The following is a 12464-nucleotide window of genomic DNA, read 5'->3' on the forward strand; positions in this document are numbered from 1 at the left end:
GACATGGGGTTGCGAACACCCCGTGAGGCGACAGCCCAAGTTTCGCATCCTAATTCAACACCAAATGTGTGAGAGGATGCGCTATGCCATCACCAAATGAAATTAAAGTATCTCAATTATCCCGCCTCGTCGGCACACCAGACGCTCCGGTTATTATCGACCTGCGGATTGACGAAGACTTTGCCAAAGATCCAAGACTTATTCCTCAATCTTTTCGCTATCCCTTTCAAAGCATCGCTGCGCTAGCACCATCCCTGCAAAATCAACATGTGGTCGTCACCTGTCACAAGGGAAAAAAGATCAGCCAAGGAACCGCAGCTATTTTGCGTGATCTTGACGTGCGAACGGAAAGCCTGGAAGGCGGGTTTCTCGGGTGGGAAGAAACAAACAACCCACTGGTTCCTGTAGAGAGAATTCCAGATAGAAATATCGAGGGACGAACCGTATGGGTGACCAGATTGCGGCCCAAGATTGACCGTCTGGCTTGTCCCTGGTTAATCCGTCGCTTTATCGACCGCAATGCCCAAATTCTTTATGTAACAGCATCTGAAGTTTTGGATGTCGCAGAGAAATTCAATGCTACTCCCTTTGATGTTAAAGATGTTTATTGGAGCCATCGTGGCGAGAAATGCACATTCGATACGATGATAGAAGAGTTCGGCCTTGAAACAGAACCTCTCAAGCGACTGGCAACAATTGTTCGCGGCGCAGATACCAACCGACATGATTTGGCCCCGGAAGCTGCGGGGCTTCTTGCCGCATCTCTGGGATTATCACGCATGTATCGTGATGATCTGCAGCAATTGGATGCTGGCATGGCGCTCTATGATGCCTTTTACCGCTGGGCGCGCGATGCCACCAGCGAAAGCCATGATTGGCCTGCTCCCAATTCCCAACGTCCCTCAAAAGGGGATTAAGTCATGCACTCTATAGAAAACAATATGACAAAGAATAGTAGCTTATCACCAGAAGCAGCATCTCAAGAGGCAACCGCTGCGTCCTCAACTCATCCCTCTATGGGTGAGTTGTTTCATGTCTGGCTCAAGATTGGACTGCTGTCATTCGGTGGTCCAACAGCGCAAATTGCCTTAATGCATCGTATGATTGTCGAGGAGCGGCCTTGGCTAAGCGAACGACAATATCTCAATGCTCTTAGTTTTTGCATGCTATTGCCTGGACCTGAAGCCATGCAGCTTGCCACCTATACAGGGTGGCGACTACACGGCTTTTTGGGGGGATTATTGTCAGGGTTACTTTTTGTTATCCCCGGCGCGCTGGTCGTGCTGGCCTTTGCCACGATCTATGCCCTTTTTGGCGATGTCCCACTTGTAAATGCTTTGTTCCTAGGTGTGAAGGCCTGTGTCTTGGTTATTGTTATCGAGGCCCTTCATCGCGTCGCCAAGAAAGTCCTGCATTTGCCGGAACATTGGATTATTGCGGGGCTAGCGTTTATTGGCATTTTCTTTCTAAACCTTCCCTTCCCAATGATCATTGTCGTTGCTGCCCTCTTTGGGTTCCTGCGCAACAATGCTGATATAACCGCCCCCGAAGAAATCAAAAACCGCACCCGTAATCTCAAGCAAACCCTTGGAACCATTATCTTATGGCTTGTCATATGGGCAACACCGCTTGTCTTGCTCAACGTCTTCGCGCCACAGTCGATCCTGAATGACATCGGGATCTTCTTTTCCAAACTCGCTGTAGTTACATTTGGCGGTGCTTACGCTGTTCTTGCCTACATGTCTCAGGATGTTTTTATTCATTTTGGCTGGTTAACAGCCGGGGAAATGATGGACGGGCTCGGACTGGCAGAAACCACCCCCGGCCCCTTGATCTTGGTGACCGAGTTTGTCGGGTTTATTGCCGCTTTCCGCGAAGGCGGCCTGAGCCTTGGTCTATTTGGCGCTCTAGTAACGCTGTGGGTAACGTTTGCGCCCTGTTTTCTCTGGATCTTTGTTGGCGCTCCATACATCGACTGGATAGGGACTCAACCAAGATTGCGCAGTGCTTTGAGTGGTATTGCAGCTGCCGTCGTTGGTGTGATTTTAAATCTATCCATCTGGTTTGGCTTACACGTTTTCTTTTCCAAAGTAGAGGCCGAGACATACGGCCCCTTCAATGTCTGGGTACCTGATTTAAGTTCACTGGACTGGCGGGTTATTTTACTCTCTTCAGCCTGTGGTTTTCTGATCCTGAAGCTTCATTGGAGCCTGACCCGCGTTTTACTGATCTCTGCTCTTAGCGGAGCCGGACTGGTCTGGATCGGATTATAATAAATACCTCAACAAATGTATGACCGATGCTCTATGGGAAAAGAGCATCGGCCTTTAACAAATACCACAAAAAATACGAAACAAAGTCAGAAATTATGTAATTGTGTATAACCCTAAAAATTGATTTGAAGCGCATTCCGAACTTCAAATCAATGAAAACAGCTTATGACAATATTTCGGTCACGATATCATCAAGAGTAATACTGCCTTTTCGCCGATCAATTTCAGCACTATCAATGAAATCAATGTGGCCAGAGTTAAGAGCTTGCGTCATTTCAATAAAACCACCGATAGCAGTTGCTGACATTCCTGACCCCTGTAGCGCTGTAGCCCAGTCTGTTTCAGAGATAGCTTTGATATCGACAACTTTCCCCAAACTTTGCGTTAAGCTATTTGCTAAATCATTGGGTGAGTATGACGTAGGCCCTTCCAGTTCAATTACACGTACTTTATTCCAATCCTCATTTAAGGCTTCGGCAGCGATCCGGCCGATATCATCCGTTGCTATCATCGGAATTTTCCTATCAAGTGGCGCGAGAAAACTCGATAAACTCCCCTGCTTTAATGCGGATTGAACCATAGGTATCCAGTTTTCCATAAAATAAGCTGCACGTAGAAATGTGACGGGCAATCCTGTTTGTTCTAGGCTTTGCTCTAATGCTCTGTTCATGCCGATCCAACCAACACCTTTCGATCTGTCTGCTCCAATAGATGATAAGCCAACCAGTTTTGGTAACTGCGCTTTAATTGATGCTTCGGCAATCGTGTCAGCCATAATCTCAGCTTGTTTAAAAAGACCTTCCTGTGAGTATTGTGGTGGGCTAATAATGTAAGCGCCCGCGGCACCTGATAAAGCGTTACTTAATGCTGACATGTCTGTAAGACTTGCTACAGCGACCTCAGCGCCTTGACTAGCCCAAACAGTCCCATTATCTGGGGTGCGCACGATCACTCGCACACGTTTACCTGCCGCGAGTAAAGTACGCGCCACGGCCGCCCCGGTACGTCCGCTAACGCCACTCACAGCATATAATTCAGTTTTAGTCATAATTTTCTCTCACTATGGTATAATCAAAGTAGATTTCGTATTTAAAATCATATAAATAATACCATCATTACCCAAATGCATAGATAGAATAACAAGAATGCGTGAAGTGAATTTCTCTCATATTGACCTTAACCTTCTGAAGCTATTTGACGCTTTAATAAAAGAGCGCAGTGTCACGCGAGCTGGCCAAAAACTTGGCCTTAGCCAACCGGCTGCAAGCCGTGGTTTGGGGCGTCTTCGACATATGTTGGGTGATAAACTGGTTATTCCTACAGCCCAGGGTTTGGAGTTGACGCCTCGGGCTACGTTCTTATCTGAACCTGTGGCAAAGTTACTGGAAGAAGCGAAACAAATTGTTGCCCCATCGATTTTTTCGCCTAGTGAGGCGACGGGTCGAATATCTATTGCAGCTAACGACCATATGTCATTGTTACTAATGCCTAAGTTGCTATCAAAGTTAGCAACGCTAGCACCAAACCTTGACTTAGAGATAGCTGCGCCATCGGGTGATAATGTGAAATTGGTGGCGCAAGGAGAGGTGGATTTAGCGGTTGGAGTTTATAATAAATTGCCTGCTCGTTTTCATCAACGGTCGCTATACGATGAAGATTTTGTTTGCCTGGTTCGTCGAGGCCACCCCGTACTTGCCAAGCACTGGAACCTAGAGTGCTTCATCGCTTTATCACATATATCAGTCATAATTACAGGCCATGGGAAAAATGTTGTGGATGAAGCCCTAGAGCAGCTAAATCTGAGCCGGAGGATAGCTATAAAGCTCCCTCACTTTCTTGCCGCCCCGATGTTGGTTGCCGAGAGCGATATGATCCTATCCCTTCCACGTCGCCTCGCCAATCGGATTGCAACGTCAATGCCCTTAGAAATACTTGAACTACCGCTAGAAATAGAGCGTTTTAGTCCATCAATAATTTGGAGTGAGAGACGACACAATGATCCGGCCCATATTTGGTTACGTAACTTGATCATGGAAGTAAGTTCTGAAGTGAATTAATTATGAACGATTTTGACGTGATTAAGATACATAATTGGAACGTCATATTATAAATGAAATCAATATTCCTTATTTATACAGCCCTTGTACTTATGATGTTGTACTTATGAAAATTTTTGTTTCATAATTTCACCAGCATAATTCTTAAGCCATCAAAATCAGCATCATTAAAAACACACAAAACCGGGCGTACCATGGGACACGATCATTCACACGACCATACCGATCCACCTTCTGATCCTGCACTCAGGGTCAAAGCACTTGAATCGCTTCTTGTTGAAAAAGGGTTAGTTGATCCCGCTGCCATAGATGAAATTATCGAGACTTATGAGACAAAAGTCGGCCCCCGGAACGGTGCCAAAGTTGTTGCGCGCGCCTGGACAGACCCTGACTTTAAATCTCTTTTACTCTCTGATGCCAACGAGGCCATACATTCTATGGGTTATACAGGTCGTCAGGGCGAACACATGAAAGTGGTGGAAAACACCGACACCCGACATAACCTTGTCGTTTGCACCCTTTGCTCTTGTTATCCTTGGACAGTTCTTGGCCTGCCGCCTGTTTGGTATAAATCTGCGCCCTACCGGGCACGGGCTGTATCCGATCCCAAAGGTGTTCTGGCAGAATTTGGCACAACGCTCCCCGAAGGTGTGAAAATCTCTGTCTGGGATTCAACATCAGAAATGCGTTTCCTTGTTCTGCCCCAGCGCCCGGAAGGTACTGATGGGTGGACGACAGAAGAACTTGAAAAACTTGTGACACGCAATTCCATGATCGGTGTCGAGCAAGCGTTAATGCCTGAAAAACTGCAAACTATAGAAGTAAACGAAAAACCTAGTTCATAAACATGCAAGAGCCAGAGATACTTATGACAGGAGAAACTTTATGAACGGCGCGCATGATCTAGGTGGAATGCATGGCTTGGGGCCAATCAATCCGGAACCTGAACGCAAAGAGCCTATTTTCCACGCGGAATGGGAAAAACGTGCTCTTGGCTTAACCTTAACGGCAGGGTGGCTTGGACAGTGGAACATTGACATTTCTCGCTTTGCCCGTGAACGCCAACACCCCGTGGCTTATCTTTCGAACAGTTATTATGAAAACTGGTTAACTGGCCTGGAAACACTTTTGGTGGAACGGGGCGTTATCTCATCCGAAGAACTCGCAATGGGAAAAGCAATTGATCCAGCCCCTAAAAAACTCACAGACAAATGTGCCCCGGCGTCAGCCGTTCAGGATATCCTCTGGACCGGGGGGCCTTGCGATTTGCCGACCAATGATCCTAAAGAATTCAAGATCGGCGACAAAATCAAGGTCATACAGTTCAATCCCGCAGGACACACGCGCGCCCCTAGATACATTCGCGGACACGAAGGTACCATTTGCGATTATTATGGCAGCTTTATTTTTCCAGATGAGAATGCGCAGGGAAATAAAACAGGCCAACACCTCTATAATGTATCGTTTGACGGCAGCCAATTGTGGGGCGATGGCAACGATACGACCATACACGTTGATCTCTGGCAAAGTTACATGGAAAAGCTATGAGCAATATAACCCAACACTTTTGTAAGAATTTACCGCAGCTGCCAACCGATGAAGAAGGCCCCGTTTTTGCCGAGCCATGGCAAGCACAAGCCTTTGCCTTAGCCGTTCGCCTTTGTGATGAAGGCCATTTCACATGGTCGGAATGGGTAGATATGTTCAGTCAGGAAATCAAACTTGCCCAAGCAAATGGTGATCCGGATCTCGGCAACACCTATTACAACCATTGGCTCAATGTACTTGAGAAGATTGTCACCAAAAAAAACAACATCAAGTCTGATGAAATGTCCCTTCGTAAAGAAGAATGGCGCAACGCTTATCTTCGCACACCACACGGACAGCCTGTTGAGTTATAGCGTACTTTCTCAGCGAACAAAAATGGTTGAAACTTCAAAGCGCGGTCATAGATATAAAGTAGTTATTTCCATGCCGCGATCAGCCTTTTGACACAAAAACCCTTTTTTACTTATAAAAGAACAGACATTCAGATACTGGCCCCGAGGGAACAACTCAACTTTTTTGACACGCAGTCTGTCATCCTATCCCGGGAAATTTCTGCGCCAGAGGCATGGCAAATGATCACTTCCAACCCAGCGCCAATCATGAAATTTGCATTTCGTGTGCGAGACAAAATATCGGGCTGGTTTGGCGTCAAACCTATCAAAGGTTTTTCAGGACAATGGCCAGATAATTTACAGATAGGTGATCAGCTCGATTTTTTCGTCGTAGAACACATTTCGCCTACTGTTCTGACACTTACGGCACGGGACAGACATCTGGATGTCATGACCTGTATAACAACAGATAGAGCAACACTCACAATTACATCATCAGTCAAAACCCATAATGCTTTTGGGCGCCTCTATATGATTCCAGTGGAAACTGCTCACAAACTAATTGTACGGGCAGACTTAAAACGTATTAAACGACACCTCGATAGAAATCATAGCCCGTTCGCATAGGTCTTTGCGAGCCATAGAACCAAGGGAATACTAAAGAACGAGACCACCGTCTGCACGGTTGAGGTCGCAGCATAAAGATCTGCATCGCCCCCCATTTTCTTGGCTAACAAATAACCGTTCATCGCCGTCGGCACCGATGCACAAACCATCAAAACAGAAAATGACAGGCCAGAGATACCAAACCACAAGGCCCAGCCCGCCATAACAGCAGGTGTCAACAGCAGCTTCCCAATCAACCCGACCAACAATTCGCGCGAAGGATTGAGTGCAGCCTTAAGGCTGAGCCCAGCCCCCAAAGCCAAAAGCGACATACTCAACGCTGCCCGTCCCAAAAGGTCTGCCATTGTCATAGCAGGTTCCCAGACAGTCACATCCAAAAGATTAAGGACTAGCCCGGACAAAACACCCCACAACAAAGGGTTTACAACAATAGTTTTGACAACTTTGGACAAAGAGGGACCCGACTGATTTTCATCATCCGAAAAAGTCGCTAACACCAGAATATTGGTTATTTGCAAAAACGGCACCATGACCGCCATCGCCAAGGCGATCAACGCGCCACCTTCTGGGCCATAAAGCTTCAAGACTATGGCCAAAGCTATAAAGCCATGCCACCGCGTTACGGTCTGATAAACTGTTGAAAACTGCCCCCTACTCGTCCCCCATAAGCCACGAAGCAATGGCCATAAGAACAGCGTAAAAATACCAAGGCTGACCATCATCGCCAAAGCTGAAAAGACATAAGGCCCCAGCTCTATAGCGGATAGATCAGCCTTGATCAGAGTTGTCGCCAGAATACAGGGGAAAAATATCCAGAAACAAAGCTCTTCCAGAACCCGCCAATGCTCTTTTGGGACAAAATTGCTTTTCCGCAGCCCAAATCCGAGCAAAATTATAGCAAATATGGGAAAGATACTCTCGAAAACAATCAGCATCGGGGCCTGCACCTAAGGGATAGAAAAGGGGTAAAAAATCTGTTTATTCTTAGACCAGTTTTTTGTTGATACGACAACCGCTTCCGGTCGTGCGGTCTAGACGAAAACGTGACTTTAGTGCACCTAAATTAATTCCATGGCACAGTTAACTTGTCAGCTTATTAATCGTATTCAGCAAAGTTTCGGGCGCAATAGGCTTCCCGACACATTCATTCATACCAGCTTTTTGATACGCTCTTTGATGTTCGCCAGCATAATCAGCCGTTAAAGCAATAATCGGCACACTATCCGTCCAAGACAGACCCAGACCACGGATAGCCTCTGTTGCTTCGACCCCACCCATCTTGGGCATAACGACGTCCATCAAAACAACATCAAACACTTGTTTTTTACAAACCTCGACAGCATCAACACCATTTTCTGCCACAGTAACATTGCAAGGCTGATCATCTAGGAACCGCTGGACAAGAATTTGATTGATACGATTATCTTCTGCCAAAAGAATCTCGAGGTGTTTTGTATTCGTCACAGCTATTTTAACAGGCTGTTTTCGAGGGTTAGTTTTAACTGATTGTGGGGAAAACACGTCAATAATACGCTGAACGTCCTGCCCAAACTCCTGCCCTGTAGAGATAAAATTCACACTCTCAGACAGGTCTTCAAAATTTTTGTGACTTTTGGATCGGCTTGTTAAAATAGCAAAGGGTACATTCTTAAGCTTTTCCAAAGCCAAAAATATTCGCGCTAACTCCACCCCTGAAACAAGGGGTAACTCGCCAGAAACGATAACACCGTTCGGTGGACTGACTAAGGCATTTTCAAGAAGATCAAGCGTGCGGTCAAAAGAAATCAGCCGCCACCCTGGCTTATTTAAAGCACTTTCCAAACGATGCCGATGAAGTTTGCTCGACGTCACCACCATAACTTCGACATCTTCAACGATTGCGCCTTTTTCTAATTCGCTATGAGCTGCTAGACCGAATTGAGGAAGGGACCTTAAAAGTTCATTTGTTTCCGCATCGGACAGCTGCTGATCTCGACCAACAATTCCCCTGATATGATCCAGATACACATTAACATCATCTATTCTGTCGATATCAAGTACTTGTTCTTTTGCCAGATAATCTTCCAGACGGTGAGCAATCATGGATATCACTGGGTATCCAAAAACACTTCCCTGTCCTTTGAGGTTATGCATCTCGCGACGGATAAGATCTATTGCCTTAGGCGCATTCTCTTTACCATCATAGACATTATTCAGCAGACTCTCTAACTCGTCCGTCACCACATGACACTGATCAACAAACTCTATTCTCAATTGTTGATAGCTATCATCCATGGAACTTGAACTCATTTGTTACGAGAACTTTCAATCGCAATATTCTTTAACTATGTACCCTGTAAAAATAATACAAAAAGTATTACCAGAATTATAAGCTTATGAACTTCTTTCCCCATAAAGCACCTTTGACAGAATTCTCTGTAAAATAAATTTCTACGCGATGATTTATCGACTTGAAGTCCCTATAGCTCTCGGGTGTAATCACAATCAGAAACAAAAAAACCTTTGATCAGGATTCAACATGAGTGATTCAGCAAATTTAAGCGCACCTAATTCCATGGCCGGGCGCGATGTCGCCTATTGCCTCCACCCCTATACGAATGCCCGTGCTCATGAAGAAAAAGGCCCCCTGATCATCACTCACGGCAAAGGTATTAATGTGTTCGATGATCAAGGGAAATCCTATATCGAAGCGATGGCCGGTTTATGGTCAACATCCCTGGGCTTTGGCGAAGAACGATTAATAGAAGCAGCAAACAAGCAAATGAAACAGCTGCCCTATTACCACAGCTTCACCCACAAAACGCCGATCCCCCCGATTGAATTATCAGAAAAGCTCCTTGCCATGGCACCTGTCCCCATGTCGAAAGTCTTCTTTGCCAATTCCGGATCGGAAGCCAATGACACGGTGGTCAAGCTGGTCTGGTATTACAACAATGCGGTCGGACGTCCGGAAAAGAAAAAAATAATCAGTCGTATAAAAGGATATCACGGCGTGACTGTTGCCAGCGCCAGCATGACAGGACTTCCTGCAAACCACACTGATTTTGATCTGCCGATCGCCAATATTCTCCACACATCCTGTCCTCATTATTGGCGGTTTGGTCAAGATGGTGAAAGCGAGGAAGATTTTTCAACCCGCATGGCAGATGATTTAGAGAAAATGATTCTGGATGAAGGCCCTGAAACCATTGCCGCCTTTATTGGCGAGCCTGTCATGGGGGCCGGCGGTGTCATTGTACCCCCCAAAGGTTATTGGGAGAAAATTCAGGCTGTTCTTAAAAAATATGACATTCTACTGATTGCGGATGAGGTTATTTGTGGATTTGGCCGCACAGGGAATACCTTCGGCTGTGAAACCTTTGGCATGAAGCCTGATATTATTAGCATCGCCAAGGCTTTGAGTTCATCATATCTACCGATTTCTGCCGTTATGATTACGGACATGTTATACCAAGGAATCGCAGATAATTCGGCAAAAATTGGGGTTCTGGGGCATGGCTACACCTACTCAGGCCATCCTGTGTGTGCCGCCGTTGCATTGGAGACGCTGAAAATTTACGAAGAACGCGATCTCTTTGTTCAAGCGGCAAATACAGGAGAGCGACTGCAAGATGGTCTTGCCCAATTCAAAGACCATCCCCTTGTTGGTGAAGTTCGTGGCGTTGGCTTGATTGCTGCTGTCGAACTTGTACGGGACAAAGTAACCAAAGAAAGTTTTGATCCTATCGGCAAAGTCGGCACCTATCTGAACGAACGTGCAATCGACGAAGGTTTGATCTTAAGAAACATGGGGGATTCAATTGCCTTCTGTCCGCCCTTGATCATTACCGAAGATGAAATCGATCAGATTCTTAAGCGTTTCAGCATTGCTTTGGATAAAACTTTGCACTGGGCCAAAGAAGAAAACCTGATTTAAGTAGCGCCCGATCGCCTTAAAATCATATTGCGCCGCAGAGCTTCCCCCCACGTGTCGACAAAAGCCTGTGACATAAACTCTGTGGCGCAACAATTCTGTGGCGCAACCTGTTTCGTTTTTGTTAAAATCACATATCGCCCATCGAATTGACATCGATCAATTACGACCACATTAAGTTGCGATAACACTGTTGTGTAAGAAGAAACTAAAACTTTATGCGTCGTTCAGTCGCGTTGGTGATATAATAGCGGCGCAGTAGAGTGCGAATTGTTGTTGAATTCAGGTAAACTATTCATTAATTCAACAGCTGATAAGCTTGTTACAGCAAAGCCTGTATACGAGTATAAGAACAAGCCGGTTAAAGCGGCTCACGTTAGGCGAGAAGAGCAAATGAACTACGAAGAGTATTTCAGTACGGCGATAGATGGCTTGAGAGAAGAAGGTCGTTATCGTGTTTTTGCTGACTTGGAGCGTAAGGCTGGTAAGTTCCCGAATGCAACTCACTATGGCACAGACGGCACCCGCCCTGTCACAGTTTGGTGTTCCAATGACTATTTGGGTATGGGCCAAAACCCCAAAGTCATCGCCGCAATGCACGATGCATTGGATAGATGTGGTGCAGGTGCTGGTGGCACCCGTAACATTTCCGGCAACAACCATTACCATGTTTTGCTTGAAAAAGAGCTGGCCGACTGGCATCAAAAAGAAGCCGCGCTGCTCTTTACCTCTGGCTACGTTTCCAACTGGGCTGCACTGAGCACCTTGGCGTCAAAGCTGCCGAACTGTGTGGTTCTATCTGATTCCATGAACCATGCCTCTATGATCGAAGGCATCCGCCACAGTAAAGCGGACAGGGTTATCTTTGAACACAATAATCCCGAAGATCTTGAAGCAAAACTCAAAGAAATTGACCCTGAGCGTCCAAAGATTATCGCCTTTGAATCCGTTTATTCTATGGATGGGGATGTTGCACCAATCGAAGCTTTCTGTGATCTGGCAGACAAATACAATGCCCTGACTTATTTGGACGAAGTACACGCGGTTGGCCTGTATGGCCCACGCGGTGGTGGTATTACCGACAGAGAAAATCTGACCCATCGCCTGGATGTTATCGAAGGCACCCTAGGCAAAGCCGTTGGCGTCGTTGGTGGCTACATCACAGGCTCTGCAAGCCTCGTTGACTTTATCCGTAGCTACGCGTCCGGCTTTATCTTTACGACATCACTCCCCCCTGCTGTTGCAGCTGGCGCACTGGCATCAATTCGTCATTTGAAAGAAAGTGCTTTTGAGAGAAGCCGCCATCAGGATCGCGCACATGAAACCCGCAAACGATTGAAAGAAGCTGGGTTGCCCGTTATCGAGTCGGAAACACATATTGTTCCCGTTATGGTGGGTGACCCTAAAACTTGTAGACAGATCACCGATACCCTTATGTCCCGCTATGGTATCTATGTTCAGCCTATTAATTATCCTACGGTACCTAAGGGTACAGAACGGTTACGGCTAACACCATCGCCCGTTCACACTGATGATGATATTGATTATCTGGTCAAGGCACTAAAGGAAATCTGGCAAGAACTGCAATTACAAATCGCTGCCTAAAAAACGCCTTAATTGCGAATAGTTCTCATTTAACTGGACAGATAAAAAACTTCGAGATATTTTAGCTCTAGTTTGGTATCTTAATCAGTGACGTCTTCTAGTTAGATGA

General features: G+C 46.0%; 12 protein-coding genes. 9 read left to right on the forward strand and 3 right to left on the reverse strand.

Features of this window, described 5'->3' with window-relative positions; all coding sequences use genetic code 11:
* The first annotated feature begins 83 nt into the window (after nucleotides 1-83).
* Nucleotides 84-917, forward strand: coding sequence for a chromate resistance protein ChrB domain-containing protein (locus ACN0W5_RS08730; RefSeq protein ID WP_417453761.1), 834 nt, complete (start codon nucleotides 84-86; stop codon nucleotides 915-917).
* Between the two features lie 24 nt (nucleotides 918-941).
* A complete protein-coding gene (gene chrA / locus ACN0W5_RS08735; protein WP_417453762.1) occupies nucleotides 942-2273 on the forward strand; it encodes a chromate efflux transporter in 1332 nt (443 codons plus the stop codon).
* 163 nt (nucleotides 2274-2436) lie between these two features.
* Here chrA and ACN0W5_RS08740 read toward each other — a convergent pair whose 3' ends face one another.
* Entirely contained in the window at nucleotides 2437-3321 is an 885-nt protein-coding gene (locus tag ACN0W5_RS08740) for an NmrA family NAD(P)-binding protein (RefSeq protein WP_417453763.1), read from the reverse strand.
* Nucleotides 3322-3418: 97 nt separating this feature from the next.
* Here ACN0W5_RS08740 and ACN0W5_RS08745 point away from each other — a divergent pair, with 97 nt between their 5' ends.
* The 5 genes from ACN0W5_RS08745 (at nucleotide 3419) to ACN0W5_RS08765 (ending at nucleotide 6837) form a co-directional block, all read left to right on the forward strand.
* Nucleotides 3419-4330 (forward strand): LysR family transcriptional regulator, encoded by a 912-nt coding sequence (locus tag ACN0W5_RS08745; protein WP_417453764.1) that lies wholly within the window; start codon nucleotides 3419-3421, stop codon nucleotides 4328-4330.
* A gap of 194 nt (nucleotides 4331-4524) precedes the next feature.
* Nucleotides 4525-5175 (forward strand): nitrile hydratase subunit alpha, encoded by a 651-nt coding sequence (gene nthA, locus ACN0W5_RS08750; RefSeq protein WP_417453765.1) that lies wholly within the window; start codon nucleotides 4525-4527, stop codon nucleotides 5173-5175.
* A 40-nt stretch (nucleotides 5176-5215) separates the two neighbouring features.
* On the forward strand, nucleotides 5216-5878 hold the full coding sequence (gene nthB / locus ACN0W5_RS08755) for a nitrile hydratase subunit beta (RefSeq protein WP_417453766.1): 663 nt from the start codon (nucleotides 5216-5218) through the stop codon (nucleotides 5876-5878).
* The gene (locus ACN0W5_RS08760) at nucleotides 5875-6231 is read left to right on the forward strand and encodes a nitrile hydratase accessory protein (protein ID WP_417453767.1); all 357 of its coding nucleotides are present in this window, start codon (nucleotides 5875-5877) and stop codon (nucleotides 6229-6231) included. Before nthB ends, ACN0W5_RS08760 begins: the two co-directional genes overlap by 4 nt.
* 87 nt (nucleotides 6232-6318) lie before the next feature.
* Complete coding sequence (locus tag ACN0W5_RS08765; protein WP_417453768.1) at nucleotides 6319-6837, forward strand: DUF2867 domain-containing protein; 519 nt, start codon at nucleotides 6319-6321, stop codon at nucleotides 6835-6837.
* On the opposite strand, the gene ACN0W5_RS08770 is transcribed toward ACN0W5_RS08765, so the two are convergent.
* Both ACN0W5_RS08770 and ACN0W5_RS08775 read right to left on the reverse strand, forming a co-directional pair.
* The gene (locus tag ACN0W5_RS08770; RefSeq protein ID WP_417453769.1) at nucleotides 6819-7772 is read right to left on the reverse strand and encodes an AEC family transporter; all 954 of its coding nucleotides are present in this window, start codon (nucleotides 7770-7772) and stop codon (nucleotides 6819-6821) included. The two genes, ACN0W5_RS08765 and ACN0W5_RS08770, sit on opposite strands and share 19 nt — an antisense overlap.
* Before the next feature lie 145 nt (nucleotides 7773-7917).
* The gene (locus tag ACN0W5_RS08775) at nucleotides 7918-9126 is read right to left on the reverse strand and encodes a response regulator (protein ID WP_417453770.1); all 1209 of its coding nucleotides are present in this window, start codon (nucleotides 9124-9126) and stop codon (nucleotides 7918-7920) included.
* A 229-nt stretch (nucleotides 9127-9355) separates the two neighbouring features.
* Here ACN0W5_RS08775 and ACN0W5_RS08780 point away from each other — a divergent pair, with 229 nt between their 5' ends.
* The gene (locus tag ACN0W5_RS08780; RefSeq protein WP_417453771.1) at nucleotides 9356-10753 is read left to right on the forward strand and encodes an aspartate aminotransferase family protein; all 1398 of its coding nucleotides are present in this window, start codon (nucleotides 9356-9358) and stop codon (nucleotides 10751-10753) included.
* Nucleotides 10754-11143: 390 nt separating this feature from the next.
* Nucleotides 11144-12355, forward strand: coding sequence for a 5-aminolevulinate synthase (gene hemA, locus ACN0W5_RS08785; protein WP_417453772.1), 1212 nt, complete (start codon nucleotides 11144-11146; stop codon nucleotides 12353-12355).
* Nucleotides 12356-12464: the final 109 nt, after the last annotated feature.

Source organism: Kiloniella sp., assembly GCF_048270245.1.
In the GTDB taxonomy this organism is placed as follows: Bacteria; Pseudomonadota; Alphaproteobacteria; order Kiloniellales; family Kiloniellaceae; genus Kiloniella.

Excerpts from the sequence above, each read along its gene's own strand:
- ACN0W5_RS08730 (WP_417453761.1), top strand. The coding sequence starts at position 84 with ATGCCATCACCAAATGAAATTAAAGTATCTCAATTATCCCGCCTCGTC.
- chrA (WP_417453762.1), top strand. The coding sequence starts at position 942 with ATGACAAAGAATAGTAGCTTATCACCAGAAGCAGCATCTCAAGAGGCA.
- ACN0W5_RS08740 (WP_417453763.1), bottom strand. The coding sequence starts at position 3,321 with ATGACTAAAACTGAATTATATGCTGTGAGTGGCGTTAGCGGACGTACC.
- ACN0W5_RS08745 (WP_417453764.1), top strand. The coding sequence starts at position 3,419 with ATGCGTGAAGTGAATTTCTCTCATATTGACCTTAACCTTCTGAAGCTA.
- nthA (WP_417453765.1), top strand. The coding sequence starts at position 4,525 with ATGGGACACGATCATTCACACGACCATACCGATCCACCTTCTGATCCT.
- nthB (WP_417453766.1), top strand. The coding sequence starts at position 5,216 with ATGAACGGCGCGCATGATCTAGGTGGAATGCATGGCTTGGGGCCAATC.
- ACN0W5_RS08760 (WP_417453767.1), top strand. The coding sequence starts at position 5,875 with ATGAGCAATATAACCCAACACTTTTGTAAGAATTTACCGCAGCTGCCA.
- ACN0W5_RS08770 (WP_417453769.1), bottom strand. The coding sequence starts at position 7,772 with ATGCTGATTGTTTTCGAGAGTATCTTTCCCATATTTGCTATAATTTTG.
- ACN0W5_RS08775 (WP_417453770.1), bottom strand. The coding sequence starts at position 9,126 with ATGAGTTCAAGTTCCATGGATGATAGCTATCAACAATTGAGAATAGAG.
- ACN0W5_RS08780 (WP_417453771.1), top strand. The coding sequence starts at position 9,356 with ATGAGTGATTCAGCAAATTTAAGCGCACCTAATTCCATGGCCGGGCGC.
- hemA (WP_417453772.1), top strand. The coding sequence starts at position 11,144 with ATGAACTACGAAGAGTATTTCAGTACGGCGATAGATGGCTTGAGAGAA.